The 17992-nt window shown below is 73.4% G+C and carries 12 protein-coding genes; 10 read left to right on the top strand and 2 right to left on the bottom strand.

What is annotated here, in order from left to right; translation table 11 throughout:
* Positions 1–113 precede the first annotated feature (113 nt).
* Entirely contained in the window at positions 114–2297 is a 2184-nt protein-coding gene (locus IE326_RS03630) for a RecQ family ATP-dependent DNA helicase (protein WP_190040799.1), read from the bottom strand.
* A gap of 141 nt (positions 2298–2438) precedes the next feature.
* Here IE326_RS03630 and IE326_RS03625 point away from each other — a divergent pair, with 141 nt between their 5' ends.
* The 7 genes from IE326_RS03625 (at position 2439) to IE326_RS03595 (ending at position 12718) form a co-directional block, all read left to right on the top strand.
* Entirely contained in the window at positions 2439–3833 is a 1395-nt protein-coding gene (locus tag IE326_RS03625) for a DUF4192 domain-containing protein (protein WP_190040798.1), read from the top strand.
* A 115-nt stretch (positions 3834–3948) separates the two neighbouring features.
* Positions 3949–6003, top strand: a complete 2055-nt coding sequence (locus tag IE326_RS03620; RefSeq protein ID WP_190040797.1) for a glycogen debranching N-terminal domain-containing protein — start codon at positions 3949–3951, stop codon at positions 6001–6003.
* 108 nt (positions 6004–6111) lie between these two features.
* Entirely contained in the window at positions 6112–6876 is a 765-nt protein-coding gene (locus IE326_RS03615) for an NUDIX hydrolase (protein ID WP_190040796.1), read from the top strand.
* Positions 6877–6999: 123 nt separating this feature from the next.
* Positions 7000–8763, top strand: coding sequence for an ATP-binding cassette domain-containing protein (locus tag IE326_RS03610; RefSeq protein ID WP_190040795.1), 1764 nt, complete (start codon positions 7000–7002; stop codon positions 8761–8763).
* 160 nt (positions 8764–8923) lie between these two features.
* On the top strand, positions 8924–9814 hold the full coding sequence (locus tag IE326_RS03605; protein ID WP_150236065.1) for a FadR/GntR family transcriptional regulator: 891 nt from the start codon (positions 8924–8926) through the stop codon (positions 9812–9814).
* Positions 9815–10193: 379 nt separating this feature from the next.
* Positions 10194–11747 carry an RNA polymerase sigma factor gene (locus tag IE326_RS03600; RefSeq protein WP_150236064.1) on the top strand — a complete coding sequence of 518 codons (1554 nt, stop codon included), beginning with the start codon at positions 10194–10196 and terminating at the stop codon, positions 11745–11747.
* A gap of 149 nt (positions 11748–11896) precedes the next feature.
* A complete protein-coding gene (locus IE326_RS03595; RefSeq protein WP_190040794.1) occupies positions 11897–12718 on the top strand; it encodes a serine protease in 822 nt (273 codons plus the stop codon).
* Positions 12719–12926: 208 nt separating this feature from the next.
* On the opposite strand, the gene IE326_RS03590 is transcribed toward IE326_RS03595, so the two are convergent.
* Positions 12927–13157, bottom strand: coding sequence for a DUF7455 domain-containing protein (locus tag IE326_RS03590; RefSeq protein WP_150236062.1), 231 nt, complete (start codon positions 13155–13157; stop codon positions 12927–12929).
* A 437-nt stretch (positions 13158–13594) separates the two neighbouring features.
* Here IE326_RS03590 and IE326_RS03585 point away from each other — a divergent pair, with 437 nt between their 5' ends.
* The 3 genes from IE326_RS03585 to IE326_RS03575 all read left to right on the top strand — a co-directional run bounded on the left by IE326_RS03585 (position 13595) and on the right by IE326_RS03575 (position 17976).
* Positions 13595–15712, top strand: coding sequence for a DNA gyrase/topoisomerase IV subunit B (locus tag IE326_RS03585; protein ID WP_150236061.1), 2118 nt, complete (start codon positions 13595–13597; stop codon positions 15710–15712).
* Between the two features lie 234 nt (positions 15713–15946).
* Positions 15947–16387, top strand: coding sequence for a DUF485 domain-containing protein (locus IE326_RS03580; protein WP_373310155.1), 441 nt, complete (start codon positions 15947–15949; stop codon positions 16385–16387).
* Positions 16384–17976, top strand: coding sequence for a monocarboxylic acid transporter (locus IE326_RS03575; protein ID WP_150236059.1), 1593 nt, complete (start codon positions 16384–16386; stop codon positions 17974–17976). The genes IE326_RS03580 and IE326_RS03575 overlap by 4 nt, the downstream gene beginning before the upstream one ends.
* Positions 17977–17992: the final 16 nt, after the last annotated feature.

Below are 17992 nucleotides of genomic sequence, written 5' to 3'. Positions count from 1 at the left end.
TGGCCCGAGCGGGGCGGCAACGAGCAATTGAGGCGGCTGACGGTAATCAACCGTTATGCCACTGATATCCCTGCCCAGTTACCCATTATTCACTCGCTGTTTCCCGACCCTTCTCAGCCCTGGACGGCGAGCACCAACGGAAAGACTCCTTCCGCTCCGGAGAGGAGCAGCAGCCGCGCCGCCACGGCCAGGGTCCAGCCCGTGTCGGAGAGGTCGTCGACGAGGAGCACGGGACCACCCGCCGAGGCCACCCGCTCGGCCAGTCCGGGCGGGACCTCCAGGGCCCGGTGCAGTCCGATGACACGCTGGGCGCTGTTGGTCCGTGACAGCCGGAGGTCGTCCGCGCCGGGCGCGTACCCGACCGATCCGAGGAGCGGCATCCGCCCGATCTCCGAGATCCGCGCGCCGAGCGAACCCACCAGGGCCGGCCGCCGCCGCGAGGCGAGCGTGACCACTCCGACCGGCCGGGACGGGGCGTCCGGGGCGCCGGAGGCCCAGCCGCCCGGTCCCTTCGCCCAGTCGGCGAGCACCTGGACCACCGCCTGCACCACGTCGTCCGGCACCGGGCCGTCCGGTGCCGCGTCGGCGAGCAGCGGCCGGAGCCGGTTGCCCCAGCCGATGTCCGACAGCCGGCCGAGGGCCCGGCCGCCGAAGCCCTGCTCCTCGACCGGAATCCTGCCCTTCAGATCGACGCCGGCCGCTTCCAGTCCCGTCGGCCACATCCTGCGGGGCTCGACCTCCACCCCCGGGCGGCCCAGCTCGCCCCGGGCCGCGTCCAGCGCCGCGTCCGTCACCTTCGGATCGAACCGGGGTCCGGCGCAGTTGTCGCACCGCCCGCAGGGCGCTGCCTCCTCGTCGTCCAGCCGGTGCCGCAGGAACTCCATCCGGCACCCGGTGGTGGAGGCGTACTCCCGCATCGCCTGCTGCTCCGCCGACCGCTGCCGGGCCACCCACGCGTACCGCTCGGCGTCGTACACCCACGGCCGGCCGGTGCTCTCCCAGCCGCCTCTGACCCGCCGCACCGCCCCGTCCACGTCGAGGACCTTGAGCATCGTCTCCAGACGGGTGCGGCGCAGCTCGACCATCGGCTCCAGCGCGGGCAGCGACAGCGGCCGGCCCGCGGAGGCGAGCACGTCGAGGGTGCGGCGCACCTGCCCCTCCGGGGGGAAGGCGACGGAGGCGAAGTACTGCCAGATCGCCTCGTCCTCCTTGCCCGGCAGCAGCAGGACCTCGGCGTGCTCCACCCCGCGGCCCGCCCGGCCGACCTGCTGGTAGTAAGCGATCGGGGAGGACGGCGAGCCGAGGTGCACGACGAAGCCGAGGTCCGGCTTGTCGAAGCCCATGCCGAGCGCCGAGGTGGCCACCAGGGCCTTCACCCGGTTCGCCAGCAGGTCCTCCTCGGCCTGCTGGCGGTCCGCGTTCTCCGTGCGTCCCGTGTACGAGGCGACCGTGTGCCCGCACTGGCGGAGGTACGCGGTGACCTCCTCGGCGGCCGCGACGGTCAGCGTGTAGACGATTCCGGAGCCGGGCAGTTTGTGGAGGTGGTCGGCGAGCCACGCCAGGCGGTGGGCCGCGTCGGGCAGCGTGACCACGCCGAGGCTGAGGGACTCGCGGTCCAGCGGGCCGCGCAGGACGAGGGCGTCGGTGCCCGCGCCGGTACCGAGCTGTTCGGCGACGTCCGCCGTCACCCGGGCGTTCGCCGTCGCGGTGGTGGCGAGCACCGGCACGCCGGCCGGCAGCTCGGCCAGCATGGTCCGCAGCCGCCGGTAGTCGGGCCGGAAGTCGTGCCCCCAGTCCGAGATGCAGTGCGCCTCGTCCACCACCAGCAGTCCCGTGGCGGCGGCGAGCCGAGGCAGCACCTGGTCGCGGAAGTCCGGATTGTTCAACCGCTCGGGGGAGACGAGGAGGACGTCGACCTCGCCGGCGGCGACCTCCCGCTGGACGTCCTCCCACTCCTCCGTGTTCGACGAGTTGATCGTGCGGGCCCGGATGCCCGCCCGCGCCGCCGCGTCCACCTGGTTGCGCATGAGGGCGAGCAGCGGCGAGACGATGACCGTCGGCCCGCTGCCGCGCTCGCGCAGCAGGGAGGTCGCCACGAAGTACACCGCCGACTTGCCCCAGCCGGTCCGCTGCACCACCAGGGCACGGCGGTGGTCGACGACCAGCGCCTCGATGGCGCGCCACTGGTCCTCGCGCAGTCTCGCCGTGCCGGTGGGGTCCCCGACGAGTCGGGCCAGTACGGCGTCGGCGGCGGTACGGAGCGCGGCACGGTCTTCCGGGCGGTCTGCGTGGGTCATGCGTCCATGCAACCCGATGCCTCGGACATCAGGCGAACGCACCTGTGATCTGTGGACAGTGCATATCGTTTCATCACACTGTATGTACGGAGTTATCCACAGGGGTTGTCGGAAATCGGAGATCGCGGGAACGTCCTCGCCATGAACGCGAATCACGACGAAGTCAACGCATCCACCCGTGGCCGGCAGATCACCCTGCGCAGCGCGTCCGAGCTCGCCGACGCCCTGCCGTTCGTGCTCGGCTTCCACCCGACCGACTCGGTCGTGCTCGTCGCCCTGCACGGGGAGAACGGGCGTTTCGGAGGCCGCATCAGGATCGGCATCCCCCGCTCGCCGGGGGAGTGGGACTCCACCGCGGACCAGCTCGCCGAATGCCTCGTCGACGCGTGCGCCCAGCGCACCGCCCCACCCGACGGCATCGTTGGCTTCCTCTGCCAGGACCCGCGCCCCGGCGAGACCGCGGCCGAGGTCCACGAGCGGCTGAGGCCCTTCGCCCAGCGCCTCCGGACCGCCTGCGGCGCCCTCGACATCCCCGTGTACGAGGTGCTGTGCATCTCCGGCGGCCGCCACTTCTCCTACTGCTGCCCCAACCCCCGCTGCTGCCCGCCCGAGGGCACCCCGCTCGCCCTCGGCGGCACCTCGGTCATGGCGGCGGCCGCGGCCTACGCGGGCCTCCAGGTGAGGGGCTCGCTCCGCGATATGGAAGCCCGCTTCAGGCCGACCGGCGCACCCGGCGACGCCCCGCAGCGCGCCGCCCTCGACGCGGCCGCCGCCGCCGTCGTCCCCCGCCTCGTCGAAGGGGCGGACGAGCACGAGCGGGCACGGCTGCGCGGGACGACGCTGGCCCTCGCGGGCCGGCTCCTGGGCAGGTTCGCCGAACCCCCGCGCAGGATCGGGACGGACGGAGCACGGCGCGGCCAGGCGGCGGTCGACGCCGACGACGACGCCCGCGTCGACCCGGCGGAGGCCGCCGCCGTGATCCTGGGCCTCCAGGACCGCCTCACCCGGGACCGCCTCGCCGAATGGATGGAAGGAGAGGCGGGCGCCGCGGCCGCACGGCTCTGGCGCGTCCTCGCCCGGCGCTGCGTCGCCCCCTTCGAGGAATACGCCGCCGCGCCGCTGACCCTCGCCGGCTGGGTCGCCTGGTCGACCGGCGACGAACCCACCGCCCGCGTCGCCCTCGGACTCGCCCTCCGGGCGGACCCCGGGTACGTCTTCGCGCGGCTGCTGCACCAGGCGTGCAACCAGGGCCTCGACCCCGAGACGCTGCGCTCCTGCCTCAGGCAGGAGCGCGAGGACCGGACCGCGGCCGAACGGACGGCCGCCGGATCCGTACGGCGCGTCCGGACCCGCACCCGGACGCGGGGCGCCCTCCCCGGCGGACCGCGCCCCGCGCTCCCGAAGGCGCGGCCCGGCACCGCACGCAGGGGGCGGGGGACGCCGGCGGGCGTCCGGCCCGCCGGACGCGCCGCGACCAGGCCGGGAAGGCCCGCCCCGCACCAGGGCGGCCGACGCGGCACGAGGAGCGGACGGTGACGACCGTGACCCCGCGCACCACCCGGCCGTTCACCTCTGTGGCGGAGCCGGGCGAGCCGTGCCGCCGACCTCCCGCCGGCCGTCCGGATCGCACAGAGAGCACGCCTCACCCCTCATGGTCCTCAGCCCTGTCCCGGTCCCCGGACACCCGACGGAACACGCGACCGGACACCCTTCCGCAGCAGGCGTCCCGCCCGCCCGCGGAACACGTCCCGGAGAACTCCCCCCGGTCCACGACGCCCTCCTGTGCGTCGCCCTGCCCGCCTTCGCCGTCTCTCCCGAGCACGGCCAGCTCACCGGACGGGGACCGGAAGGCGTGTACGCGTCGGGGCGACGGCTCCTCTCCCGGTCCGTGCTGCGGGTCGCCGGACGCGAGCCCGTCCCCCTCCAGGGGCGGCTCGCCACCACCGACCGGGCCGTCTTCGTCGGCGCCCTCCGCGTCCCCGGAGACACCGGACCCGACCCGGGCGTCACCGTCGAGCGCTCCAGGAGCGCCGACGGCACCGAGCGGATCACCTTCCGCAACGCCGCCGCCCGCCCCCTCCGCCTCCCCGTGGAGGTCGCTCTGGGCACGGATCTCGCGGAGCTGGGGGCGGTGGCGTCCGGCCGGCCCGGCCCCGAGCTCCGGGCCAGCGTCCACGGCACCGGGCTGCGCTGGACGGCCCCCGACGGACGGTCCGCCGCCGTCACGGCCGACCCGCCGCCCGCGGACGCCCTGGCGGCGGCCGGGGTGCTCCGCTGGGAAGTTGACCTCGCCCCCGGCGCCGCCACCACCCTCCACCTCCGGATCCACTCCGGCAGGACCCCCGGCGCCGCCCCGCCCGGCGGCGCCGGCCGTCCCGGCGGACATCTGCTCTCCGACGTCCAGGCCGAGGGCGACGACCGGCGCGCGGGCGTCCTCCTGCGCGCCTGCGCCGAGGACCTGCGGGCCCTCCTCCAGCGTGATCCCGCGCACCCCGCCGGCGTCCACCTCGCGGCCGGCGTCCCGTGGCGGTGCGGGCCCGTCACGACCGAGGCGCTCTGGGCGGCCCGCATGGCCCTGCCGCTCGGCACCCGGCTCGCCGCCACCACCCTCCGGGCCCTCGGCCGCACCCAGGTCACCGGCGGACCCGAGTCCGGCCGGATCCCGGGCCCGCTGCGGGACGCCGGCCCGCACCTCCCGCCCCGCTGCACCGGCGTCGAGGCCACCCTCGCCTTCCCCGTCGTCCTCGCCGAGGCCCGCCGGTGGGGCCTCCCCCCGGCCGACCTCGACGAGCTCCTTCCGGTGGCGGAGCGCTGCCTCGGCTGGCTGCGCCGCGGCCTCGACGCGGACGGGCTCCTGCCGGACCCGGCACCCGGCGGACCCCGCCGGGCCGAGACCCAGGCCCACGCCCACCGGGCCGCCCTGCTCGGTGCCGACCTCCTCGACGCCTGCGGCCGCCCCGGCGGGGCGGACCTCCACGCCGCGGCCCGCGTCCTGCGCGAGCGCTTCCGCAGCGAGTTCTGGCTCGACGACCCGGGCGGCGGCAGACCCGTCGCCGCCCGGACCCCGGAGGGTTCCGTCCGGCCCCAGCTCGGCGGCTGGGCCGCCCACCTCCTCGACACCGGCCTCCTCGACGGCGGCCGGCACGCCCGGGGGCTGCTCGACCGGACGGAGACCGAGCAGGTCGCGCGTCTGCTCGGCACCCCCGCGCTCGACTCCGGCTGGGGACTGCGCAGCCTCGGCGCCAAGGAGCCCGGCCACAACCCGTTCGGCCACCGGGCCGGAGCCGTCCGCGTCCACGAGACGGCCGTCGCCGTCGCCGGCCTGGCCGCCGCCGGACACGAGAAGGAGGCCGCGTCCCTCCTGCGGGGCCTCCTCGACGCCGCGGAGCTCTTCGGCCACCGGCTCCCCGAGATGTACGCGGGGGAGCAGCGCACCGCGGGCGCGCGCCCCGTGCCGCACCCGGCCGCCTGCCGTCCCGCCGCCGTCGCGGCCGCCGGAGCGGTCCACGCGCTCACCGCCCTGGCCGGGATCCGCCCGGACGCCCCGGGCCGGAGCGTGACGGTGCAGCCGATGGCCTCCGCCCCGCTGGGGGCGGTCCGCTTCTCGGGCCTGGTGGTCGCCGGGGAGCCCTTCGCCGTGCGGGTGAGCCGCCTCGGACTCGGTATGGTCGAGGAGGCCGCCGAGGGCCTACAGCTGGGGGTGTGACGGATGCCGGGGACGGAGACCAGGAAACCCTTGCGGCCGGGTGAGGAAGTCGGGGGCGGAGAGCCCTCGGGGCGTGTTTATCGTCAGGAAGACGACTATGATCGCGGCATGCCTCCCTACGACCCGTCGGCCTTCCCGCCCTTTGCTGTCACCGTCGACCTGGTCGTCCTCACCGTGCGCAGTCATTCCCTGTGCACCCTGGTGGTCCGCAGGGGGGAAACGCCTTTCCGGGGACGGTGGGCGCTGCCCGGAGGCTTCGTCCGCGCCGACGAGGACCTCGGCGCCGCCGCGGCGCGCGAACTGGCCGAGGAGACCGGACTGCGCGCCCACGACCCGGGCGCGCCCCATCCGGTGCCGGACCACGGGGCGCACCTGGAGCAGCTCGCCACCTACGGGGCGCCCGAGCGGGACCCCCGGATGCGGGTGGTGAGCGTCGCGCACCTCGCGCTCGCCCCCGACCTGCCCGCGCCCCGGCCGGGCGGCGACGCCAACAGCGCGCGCTGGGCACCGGTGGAGGAACTGCTCGACCAGGCGCGGGCGGCCGGCGACGACTCCCCGGACGCGCTCGCCTTCGACCACGCCCAGATCCTCTCCGACGGGGTGGAACGGGCCCGTTCCAAGATCGAGTACTCCTCGCTCGCCACGGCCTTCTGCCCGCCGGAGTTCACCGTCGGCGAGCTGCGCCGGGTCTACGAAGCGGTCTGGGGCGTCTCGCTCGACCCGCGCAACTTCCACCGCAAGGTCACGGGCACGCCCGGCTTCCTCGTCCCGACCGGAGGCACCACCACCCGTCAGGGAGGCCGTCCGGCCCAGCTGTTCAGGGCCGGTGGAGCCACCCTCCTCAACCCGCCGATGCTGCGCCCCGAGGTCTGAGGAGCGGAGGCGTCCGCCGCCCCCGGGGCGGCAACCATGCGGCAAAAGTCCGAAATCTGGCGTTATCTTGCTGCGATAGCGCCGCCCTGCCGCGGAGCGGTGACCTCTACCGCGAGAGAAGCGATGCTCCAGGCCATCGGACTGACCAGCATGCCCCGCCGCGATCGCCCGCCCGCCGTGGACGATCTGACCTTCGAGGCCCCGCCGGGGGCCGTGACCGCCCTCGTCGGCCCCCGGGGATCCGGCAAGACGGCCGCCCTGCGCCTCATGCTCGAACTCGACCCGGGGCGCGGACTCACCTACTTCCGGGGGCGGCCGCTGTGCCGGATCGCCCAGCCCGCGCGCGAGATCGGGGTGGTCCTCGGCGACGTGCCGGGACACCCCTCCCGTACCGTGCGCGGGCAGTTGCGGATGCTCGCCGCGGGCGCGGGAGTTCCGGCCGCCCGGACGGACGAGGTGATCCACGCCGTGGGCCTCGGCGGACTGGAGGGGCGGCGGCTCGGCGTCCTCCCCCGGGGTGCCGAGCGCCGACTCGCCCTGGCCGCCGCCCTGTTGGGGGAGCCGCACGCGCTGCTCCTGGACGACCCGGGGGCGGGACTGTCCCCGGCGGAGCGGGTCCGGCTCCACGCGCTGCTGCGCGCGCATGCCGACGCCGGCGGCACCGTGCTCTGCACCACCCGGGACGCCAAGGAGGCGGTGCGCAACGCCGACCGCGTCGTCACCCTCGACCGCGGCCGGCTCGTCGCCGCCCAGGACGCGGACGACTTCGCCCGCACCCGGCTGAGGCCGCGGGTCGCCGTCCGCACCCCGCACGCAGCCCGGCTCGCCGCCGCGGTGACGCAGGAGGCCCGGGCCGCCCGCCGCCCGGTCGAGGCCGTCACCCAGGACGGCAGCCTCCTCCTCGTCTACGGCGGCGACTGCGCCCAGGTGGGGGACACCGCCTTCCGGCACGGCGTGCCGGTCCACCGGCTCACGGAGGAGACCGAGGACGCCGGCCCCGCCGCGCCCGAGCAGGAGGGGGCCGCCGTCCCGGCCGACGGCCCCGACCGGGGGGCGGACCGTCCCGTGTCCGCGCCTGCCGGGCGGCAGGCGCGGCGAGCGGTCCGGAGGCCGGTCCGCTCGCCGCTGCGCCCGCTGCGGTACGAGCTGCGCCGGGTCGCCGGGATTCCTTCCACGGGGCTGGTCGCGGCGGGCGTCCTGGCGGTGTCGGCCGTGCTCGCGGTGCTCCTCGGGAGGGGCGGGGGCACCCCGCTCCCGGCGGCGCTGGCCGCCTGGCCCGACCTCCTGCCGCTGCCGCCCGCGGCGCTCGGCGCCGGTCTGCTCGGCGCCCTCTCCTTCGGGGAGGAGTACCGCCACCCCGCGCTCGCCGCGGGTCGCGGCGCCGTGCCGCGCCGGCTCGCGCTGCTGCTCGCCAAGCTCGCCGTCGCCGCGGCCCTGGCCCTGCTCCTCGGAGCGCTGACGGCCGGCGTCGACCTCGCGGCCCTCCGCCTCTTCTACGGAGCCGACTTGATCGCGGTGCCGGACAACTGGGCAGGGATGTCGGCGAGTTGGCTGGGCCTCGTGGTCGGCTGCGCGTGGGCGGGGGTGCTGGGGGCCGGAGTGTTCCGCGCCGCCGCCGCGGGGGTGGCCGCGGTCCTCTTCGTACCGGTGGCCTTCGTTCCGCTGCTGCGTCAGGTGATGAGCGGTCCGGCGGTCCGGTCCGTCGCCGGACTTCCTTCCCGGCTGGGCGAGTTCCTCGGTCCGCGGTGGGCGCCGTCGCTCGACCGGTGGTTCGCGGGGGCGCTGGAAGTGGTAGGGCAGCCCGCCGGGGTGGCTCTCGCGCTCACGTTGACCGTTCTGCTCTGCGCCTATGTGTTCACCGGCCTTCGAGGGCAGGCCCGTTGGTGACCGCTTCCGGATCGGTATGTTCCTGTTGGATCGCAACTCCCTTGGAGAATGGCGGTTATGTCCGAATAATCGTCAATTGTGTAGGGGGTGCCGATCACCCTTTCGTGTGCTTTTCACCAAAGACCTCAAGGGTCACGGAGGCCACGCCGACAAAGGATGCGTGAGTACCCTTGCGCATACGATGATGACCGCCGCCCGCTCCGTCGACTCCGGCCTCGGCGCCCCGGGCGATCTCGACCGCTACCCCTATGCGGAGGCCCCCGTCGCCGACCGCGTGGGCCCGCCCTCCTGGGAGGGGGTGGACACGGACCTCGGCCGCGTCGGCCGCCGCACCGCGGGCAGCCGCGGCCGCGGACTGCACGGCCAGCTCGTCCAGCAGCTCGGCCAGATGATCGTCTCCGGCGACCTCGGGGCGGACCGCCCCCTCGTCCCCGAGGAGATCGGCCAGCGCTTCGAGGTCTCGCGCACCGTCGTCCGCGAGTCCCTGCGCGTCCTGGAGGCCAAGGGGCTCGTCAGCGCCCGCCCCAACGTCGGCACCCGGGTCCGCCCGGTCAGCGACTGGAACCTGCTCGACCCCGACATCATCGAGTGGCGCGCCTTCGGGCCCCAGCGCGACGACCAGCGGCGGGAACTGAACGAGCTGCGCTGGATCATCGAGCCGCTGGCCGCCCGCCTCGCCGCCGGACACGGCCGCGACGACGTGCAGCAGCGCCTCGCCGACATGGTCGAGATCATGGGGCACGCGTACGCGCAGGGCGACGGCATCACCTTCTCCCGCGCCGACACCGAGTTCCACTCCCTGCTCGTCCAGCTCGCCGGCAACCGCATGCTGGAGCACCTCTCCGGCATCGTCGCCGCCGCCCTCCAGGTCTCCGGCGGCCCCGCCACCGGCTGCGACCGCCCCGGCGAGGGCTGCCTGGCGCACCACGCCCGGATCGTCGACGCCCTCGCCGCGGGGGACGCCCACGGGGCCGAGACCGCCATGCGCCAACTGCTCACGGTCCACCCCGAGGTGGAACCCCGCGTCGTCCCCGCCCCCCGCGAACACTGATCGGCGCGCCGTGGCCGGAAGCGCACGGGCGCGCACGCAGGGAGAGCCGCCGGATCCGAGCGCGGTCCGGGGGGTCCGGGAGGCTCCCCGGACCGCGCCAGGGTGCCGGCGGCGTCAAATGTACGCTTGACCCCCTTTCCGCTCGGTTCGTCGTGGATGCGGTGTGACTCGGGACACGAAGATTGGGCGTAACACTCCTCCGAGCCGTGCGATGACTTAAGAGGTGACAGCCGAGGAAGGAATACAGCAGCCGGTGCAGGCGCTGTGCAGTTCCCCGGTCCAGCCCGCGCCGTCGGCTCATTCCCCGTCGACGGTCGTCGGCTCCGGCCCGATCCCGGGCGGGGCCGGAAGCCGTTTCCATCGTTCCGAGAGGTTGTTCGTGTCGGCCAGCACATCCCGTACGCTCCCGCCGGAGATCGCCGAGTCCGAGTCTGTGATGGCGCTCATCGAGCGGGGAAAGGCTGATGGGCAGATCGCCGGCGATGACGTGCGTCGGGCCTTCGAGGCTGACCAGATTCCGCCAACCCAGTGGAAGAATGTTCTGCGCAGCCTCAATCAGATCCTCGAGGAAGAGGGTGTGACGCTGATGGTCAGTGCAGCGGAGTCGCCGAAGCGCGCCCGCAAGAGCGCAGCAGCGAAGAGCCCGGCCAAGCGCACCGCCGCCAAGACCACCGTGACCGCCAGGGCGGCGACGGTGACGAGGACCACCGTCGCGTCCGGCTCGACGGCCTCCGCGGCCGAGGGTGCCGACCCGGCCGACGAAGCCGCGTCCCCCGCCAAGAAGGCGGCCGCGAAGAAGACCGCCGTCAAGAAGACGGCGGCCAAGAAGACCGTCGCCAAGAAGACGGCGGCCAAGAAGACCGCGTCGAAGAAGTCCGACGACGAGATGCTCGAGGGCGAGGAGCTGCTCGAGGACGTCGCGCCGGGCAAGGACGACGAGGAGACCGAGGGCGAGACCAAGGGCTTCGTGCTGTCCGACGAGGACGAGGACGACGCTCCCGCCCAGCAGGTCGCCGTGGCCGGCGCCACCGCCGACCCGGTCAAGGACTACCTGAAGCAGATCGGCAAGGTCCCCCTGCTCAACGCCGAGCAGGAGGTCGAGCTCGCCAAGCGCATCGAGGCCGGTCTCTTCGCCGAGGACAAGCTCGCCAACTCGGACAAGATCGCGCCCAAGCTCAAGCGCGAGCTGGAGATCATCGCCGAGGACGGCCGCCGCGCCAAGAACCACCTCCTGGAGGCCAACCTCCGCCTGGTGGTCTCGCTTGCCAAGCGCTACACCGGCCGCGGCATGCTCTTCCTGGACCTGATCCAGGAGGGCAACCTGGGTCTGATCCGCGCGGTCGAGAAGTTCGACTACACCAAGGGCTACAAGTTCTCCACGTACGCCACCTGGTGGATCCGTCAGGCGATCACCCGCGCCATGGCCGACCAGGCCCGCACCATCCGCATCCCGGTGCACATGGTCGAGGTCATCAACAAGCTCGCGCGCGTCCAGCGCCAGATGCTCCAGGACCTGGGCCGCGAGCCCACTCCGGAGGAGCTGGCCAAGGAGCTCGACATGACCCCGGAGAAGGTCATCGAGGTCCAGAAGTACGGCCGCGAGCCGATCTCCCTCCACACCCCCCTGGGCGAGGACGGCGACAGCGAGTTCGGTGACCTCATCGAGGACTCCGAGGCGGTCGTGCCGGCCGACGCGGTCAGCTTCACGCTCCTCCAGGAGCAGCTGCACTCCGTCCTGGACACGCTCTCCGAGCGCGAGGCGGGCGTGGTCTCCATGCGCTTCGGCCTCACCGACGGCCAGCCGAAGACGCTCGACGAGATCGGCAAGGTCTACGGCGTGACCCGTGAGCGGATCCGCCAGATCGAGTCGAAGACGATGTCGAAGCTGCGTCACCCGTCGCGCTCGCAGGTCCTGCGCGACTACCTCGACTGATCCGTCTGGTACGTCCGGCGTACGCGACAGTGGACGAAGGGTCCGGTTCCCCGCTCGGGGGCCGGGCCCTTCGGCCTTTCGCGGGTGCAGGGGGCCGGTCCGTACTGGACGCTGGGTGAACGGATATCAGCGGAGAGTCAGGAGGCTCCATGCGTGGTCCCTTCGCCCGAGCGTTGACGGGTGCCCTGGGCCTGATCACGGCGGCGGCCGGAGTGACGGCCGGTGCCGTCCCGGCCGCGGCGGACAGCGTCGTGGTGGGCGGCAGCCCCACCGCGATCACCGACGCGCCCTGGGTGGTGGCGCTGTCCAGCCGTGACCGGTTCGGAGGTACGCGGGCGGGCCAGTTCTGCGGCGGCGTCGTCGTGGCGCCCACCAAGGTGCTCACCGCGGCCCACTGCCTGGGCCGCGAGGTGCTCGGGGGCGAACCCTGGCAGCTGCGGGACTTCTCGGTCATCGCGGGCCGCGCCGCGCTGCGCGGGCAGGGCGGACAGGAGGTGCGGATCGCGGACACCTGGGTGAACCCCGGCTACGACCCGACGACCAACGCGGGCGACCTCGCCGTGCTCACCCTCGCCGCGTCCCTGCCGCAGTCCTACGTCATCCAGGTGGCCCGGCCCGGGGATCCGGCGGAGAGTCCGGGGACGGCGGCGGAGGTGTACGGCTGGGGCGACACGACCGGGAACGGGAGCTATGCCTCCTCGCTCCGCTCGGCGGACGTCCAGGTGCTCCCGGACGAGTCCTGCGAGCGGGCGTACCCGGGCGGCTTCGGCGGCGTCTCGTACCGCCGGGACAGCATGTTGTGCGCCGGGGATCCGAGGGGCGGCCGGGACGCCTGCCAGGGCGACAGCGGCGGCCCGCTGGTGGCCCGGGGGCTGCTCGTCGGGCTGGTGTCCTGGGGCAGCGGCTGCGGCCAGGCGGAGAACCCCGGGGTCTACACCCGGGTGTCCTCGGTGCTGCCGGAGCGCTTCTAGGACGTGGGGGCGGGGGCCCAGCAGAAGTGCGAAGGACGCCCCCAGCCTTCTCGGAGCGCCTTGGCGCGGCCGTCCGGGCGCTCCCCGTGCAAGCCTCCAAGTCCCTCGCCCCCGCAGAACGAGAACGGGCGGTCATCCCCTGGTCGAGGGGGTGACCGCCCGTCGTCCGGTCAGCGACCGGCCCTGAGCTCGTCGTGGTAGCGCGGCGTCAGTGCTCGTCGCCCACCGTGCGGGCCGGCGCGTCGGTCAGCCGGTCCGTCTCATCCTGTATCTCAACGGCGATCTTCTTGAGTTCCGGCTCGAACTTGCGACCGTGATGGGCGCAGAAGAGCAAGTCACCTCCGCTGGCAAGGACGACACGCAGGTAGGCCTGGGCGCCGCAGCGGTCGCAGCGGTCAGCGGCCGTCAGGGGGCTCGCGGGGGTCAGAACAGTAGTCACGTCGCCTCTTCTCTAGCTCGACGAGCTGTCGTACCAGGGTCAACATCCAACCAGGCCGAAAACGTTCCCGCTCGTGGCTTTTCCTTGAAACTTTTTCCCAAGGTGGCTGTCTGCTGCCGGTTGGCGGCGAATGAGCCGTATTGCGTCGCTCTACGGGTTTCGCGTTGCTGTGGTGTGCTCGGTCGTCCTCCCGGCGGGGTTGCCGGTTGTTCATGAGGACGTGCCCGGAGCCTAGATGGTTCATGCCTGGAAGGGAACGTGATGTTCGCGTCACCCGATCGAGGGATCGAACACCTATACGAGTCTGGACTAGCATGGAGAAACGGGGAGGGTGGCGTTTCAACGGCTCTACCAGGCATCGGTACCCTCTGAGCGGTGACCGACGCCGGGACTCACCCCAACGAGCAAGATCTCAAATTCAGCGAGGAGCGAACCGCGTGACCGCCGAAACGTCCGTGCCGTCCAGTGCGCTGCTGACCGCAGACCGTGACGGTTCCAACTACACCGCGCGGCACCTGCTCGTCCTCGAAGGGCTCGAAGCGGTCCGCAAACGCCCCGGAATGTACATCGGGTCCACGGACAGCCGTGGCCTGATGCACTGCCTCTGGGAGATCATCGACAACTCGGTCGACGAGGCCCTGGGCGGCTACTGCGACCACATCGACGTCATCCTCCACGACGACGGCTCCGTCGAGGTGCGCGACAACGGCCGGGGCATCCCGGTCGACGTCGAGCCCAAGACCGGCCTGTCCGGCGTCGAGGTCGTCATGACCAAGCTGCACGCCGGCGGAAAGTTCGGCGGCGGCTCGTACGCGGCCTCCGGCGGCCTGCACGGCGTCGGCGCCTCGGTGGTCAACGCGCTCTCGGCCCGCCTCGACGTCGAGGTCGACCGGAGCGGCGCCACGCACGCGATCAGCTTCCGCCGCGGCGTCCCGGGCATCTTCACCGAGCAGGGCCCCGACAGCCCCTTCGACCCGGCGAGCGGGCTGGTCAAGGGCAAGCGCGTCCCCAAGACCCGCACCGGCACCCGCGTCCGCTACTGGGCGGACCGCCAGATCTTCCTCAAGGACGCCCGGCTCTCCCTGGAGACCCTGCACCAGCGCGCCCGCCAGACCGCCTTCCTCGTCCCCGGCCTCACCATCGTCGTCCGCGATCAGCGGGACCTCGACGGGATCGGCAAGAGCGAGGAGGTCTTCCGCTTCGACGGGGGCATCAGCGAGTTCTGCGAGTACCTCGCGCAGGACAAGGCCGTCTGCGACGTGCTGCGCCTCTCCGGCCAGGGCACCTTCAAGGAGACCGTCCCGGTCCTCGACGACCGCGGCCACATGACCCCCACCGAGGTCACCCGCGAGCTCGGCGTGGACGTCGCCCTGCGCTGGGGCACCGGCTACGACACCACGCTCAAGTCCTTCGTGAACATCATCGCCACCCCCAAGGGCGGCACCCACGTCTCCGGCTTCGAGCAGGCCGTCACCAAGACGGTGAACGAGGTGCTGCGCTCGGCCAAGCTGCTGCGCGTCGCCGAGGACGACATCGTCAAGGACGACGCCCTGGAGGGCCTGACGGCGGTCGTCACCGTCCGCCTCGCCGAGCCGCAGTTCGAGGGCCAGACCAAGGAGGTGCTCGGCACCTCGGCGGCCCGCCGGATCGTCGCCACCGTGGTGGCCCGCGAGCTCAAGGCCTTCCTGACCTCCACCAAGCGGGACGCCAAGGCCCAGGCCCGGGCGGTCCTGGACAAGGCCGTCGCCGCCGCCAGGACCCGGATCGCCGCCCGCCAGCACAAGGAGGCGCAGCGCCGGAAGACCGCCCTGGAGACCTCCTCGCTGCCGGCCAAGCTGGCCGACTGCCGCAGCGACGACGTCGAGCGCAGCGAGCTCTTCATCGTCGAGGGGGACTCCGCGCTCGGCACCGCCAAGCTCGCCCGCAACAGCGAGTTCCAGGCACTGCTGCCGATCCGCGGCAAGATCCTCAACGTCCAGAAGTCGTCCGTCTCGGACATGCTCAAGAACGCCGAGTGCGGCGCGATCATCCAGGTCATAGGAGCGGGCTCGGGCCGCACCTTCGACATCGACGCGGCCCGTTACGGCAAGGTCATCATGATGACCGACGCCGACGTCGACGGCTCGCACATCCGGACGCTGCTGCTGACCCTCTTCCAGCGCTACATGCGCCCGATGGTCGAGGCCGGCCGGGTCTTCGCCGCCGTGCCCCCGCTGCACCGGATCGAGCTGGTCCAGCCCAAGCGGGGCCAGGACAAGTACGTGTACACGTACTCGGACGCCGAGCTGCGGCAGACGCTCCTGGAGTTCCAGCGCAAGAACGTCCGCTACAAGGACGCCATCCAGCGCTACAAGGGCCTCGGCGAGATGGACGCCGACCAGCTGGCGGAGACCACGATGGACCCGCGCCACCGCACCCTGCGCCGGATCAACATCGGCGACCTGGACGCGGCCGAGCAGGTCTTCGACCTGCTGATGGGCAACGACGTGGCGCCCCGTAAGGAGTTCATCACCAGCTCGGCGGCGACGCTCGACCGCTCCCGCATCGACGCCTGACCCGATCCCGGCTCCGCGCCCGGCCCGGCCCCCGCAACCCCGCGGAGGCCGGGCCGGCGCCGTTCACCCGTGAGGGTTGTCGTCGATACGCATATCGGCCCGGACCTGTCAGGGGCCATGGCGAAACAGTCACCTGATGGGGTGAAGACCGGGGGAGAAGAGTCCGGGAACTGCCCACTCTGTCCATCCTTGGGCACGCGGCCGAAACGGTTCGCTGACAAGGAGAGTTCACCGGTGGAGCAGCTGGACGAGCAGGAGCGTGCGGGGGCACGGGACGACGGGACGGACGGAGGGGCCGCGGAGTTCCCGCGACAGCGGGCCGACGCGCCCGCGCCCCGCGTGCCCGGGGCGGCCGAGATCTACCTGGAGGTCCAGCGCAGCCCCGCCTTCCAGGAGGTACGGCGCCGCTACCGCCGGTTCGCCTTCCCCGCGACCCTCGCCTTCCTCCTCTGGTACCTCGCCTACGTCGTCGCCGCCACCGCCGCCCCCGGCCTGATGGCCCGCCCGGTGGCCGGCGCGGTCAACGTCGCCATGGTGGCCGGCCTCGGCCAGTTCCTCACCACCTTCCTGCTCACCTGGGCCTACGCCCGGCACGCCCGGCTGCGCCGGGACCGGGTCGCGCTGCAACTGCGCTGGGACACCCAGGAGATGACGAGAGGAGCGGGCCAGTGGTGACCGGAGACCACCAGACCCTCGCGCTGCTGCTCTTCAGCGCCTTCGTCGCCGTGACCCTCGGCATCACCACCTGGGTGAGCCGCGACCGGCACGGCTCGACCGAGGAGTTCTACGCCGGCGGCCGGCTCTTCTCGCCGATGGAGAACGGATTCGCCATCGCGGGCGACTACATGTCCGCGGCCTCCTTCCTCGGCATCTCGGGCCTCATCGCGCTCTACGGCTACGACGGCATGCTCTACTCGGTCGGCTTCCTGGTCGCCTGGCTGGTGGTGCTCCTCCTCGTCGCCGAACTCGTCCGCAACTGCGGCCGCTTCACCCTCGCCGACGTCGTCGCCGCGCGGATGTCCGAACGACCCGTGCGGATCGCGGCCGGCACCTCCTCGGTGGCGGTCTCCGTGCTCTACCTGGTGGCCCAGATGGTCGGCGCCGGCAGCCTGGTCGCGCTCCTCCTCGGCGGCACCGGCGCGGCGGCGCGGACCTGGACGGTCATCGGCGTCGGCGCCCTGATGGTGATCTACGTGTCGCTCGGCGGGATGCGGGCCACCACCTGGATCCAGATCGTCAAGGCGGTGCTGCTGATGGCCGGCACCGTCGCGCTCACCGTCCTCGTCCTGATCCGCTTCCACGGCGACGTCAACAGCCTGCTGAGCACCGCCGCCGAGCGGAGCGGGCACGGCGACGCCTTCCTCGGCCCGGGGCTGAAGTACGGCGGCGACTGGACCGCGCGGCTCGACTTCATCAGCCTCGGCCTCGCGCTCGTCCTCGGCACCGCGGGACTGCCCCACATCCTGTCCCGCTTCTACACCGTGCCCACCGCGCGGGCCGCCCGCCGCTCCGTCATCTGGTCCATCGGCCTCATCGGCGGCTTCTACCTGATGACGATCGTCCTCGGCTTCGGCGCCGCCGCCCTCATCGGCTCCGACGAGGTCCGCGCCTCCAACGCCTCCGGGAACACCGCCGTCCCGCTGCTCGCGCTCGACCTCGGCGGGGGAGCCGGCTCCACCGGCGGCACGGTCCTCTTCGCGGTCGTCGCCGCCGTCGCCTTCGCGACCATCCTCGCCGTCGTCGCCGGGATCACCCTGGCCTCGTCGGCCTCCGTCGCCCACGACCTCTACGCCTCGCTGAGCCGGTCCGGCGGGAAGCGGTACAGCGAGGTCGCGGTGGCGCGGACGGCCGCCGCCGTCATCGGGGCCGTCGCGATCGGACTCGGCCTGCTCGCGGCCGACCTCAACGTGGCCTTCCTCGTCGGCCTCGCCTTCGCCGTGGCCGCCTCGGCGAACCTGCCGGTGCTGCTCTTCTCGCTCTTCTGGCGCCGGTTCACCACCCGGGGCGCGGTCTGGGCGGTCTACGGCGGGCTCGTCCCCGCCGTACTGCTCGTCCTGGTCTCGCCGGTCGTCTCCGGCAGCCCCGAGTCGCTCTTCCCCGGCGTCGACCTCCAGCTCTTCCCGCTGCAGAACCCCGGCCTGGTCTCCGTCCCGCTCGGCTTCCTCGCCGGCTGGCTGGGGACGGTCACCTCGCACGAGCCGCCCGACGAGGCGCGGCACGCCGAGACCGAGGTGCGGGCGCTCACCGGCGCCGGCGCCGTCTGACGGCCCCTCCGAGGGC

It is taken from the genome of Streptomyces filamentosus, from assembly GCF_014654895.1.
GTDB classification, from domain to species: domain Bacteria; phylum Actinomycetota; class Actinomycetes; order Streptomycetales; family Streptomycetaceae; genus Streptomyces; species Streptomyces filamentosus.
Note: the sequence above shows the minus strand (reverse complement) of the source record. Positions and strands in the feature narration are given on the sequence as shown.

Bases quoted from the DNA above. Each gene is read 5' to 3' on its own strand.
- IE326_RS03625 (WP_190040798.1), top strand. From the start codon at position 2,439: ATGAACGCGAATCACGACGAAGTCAACGCATCCACCCGTGGCCGGCAG.
- IE326_RS03620 (WP_190040797.1), top strand. From the start codon at position 3,949: ATGGTCCTCAGCCCTGTCCCGGTCCCCGGACACCCGACGGAACACGCG.
- IE326_RS03595 (WP_190040794.1), top strand. From the start codon at position 11,897: ATGCGTGGTCCCTTCGCCCGAGCGTTGACGGGTGCCCTGGGCCTGATC.
- IE326_RS03610 (WP_190040795.1), top strand. From the start codon at position 7,000: ATGCTCCAGGCCATCGGACTGACCAGCATGCCCCGCCGCGATCGCCCG.
- IE326_RS03615 (WP_190040796.1), top strand. From the start codon at position 6,112: ATGCCTCCCTACGACCCGTCGGCCTTCCCGCCCTTTGCTGTCACCGTC.
- IE326_RS03630 (WP_190040799.1), bottom strand. From the start codon at position 2,297: ATGACCCACGCAGACCGCCCGGAAGACCGTGCCGCGCTCCGTACCGCC.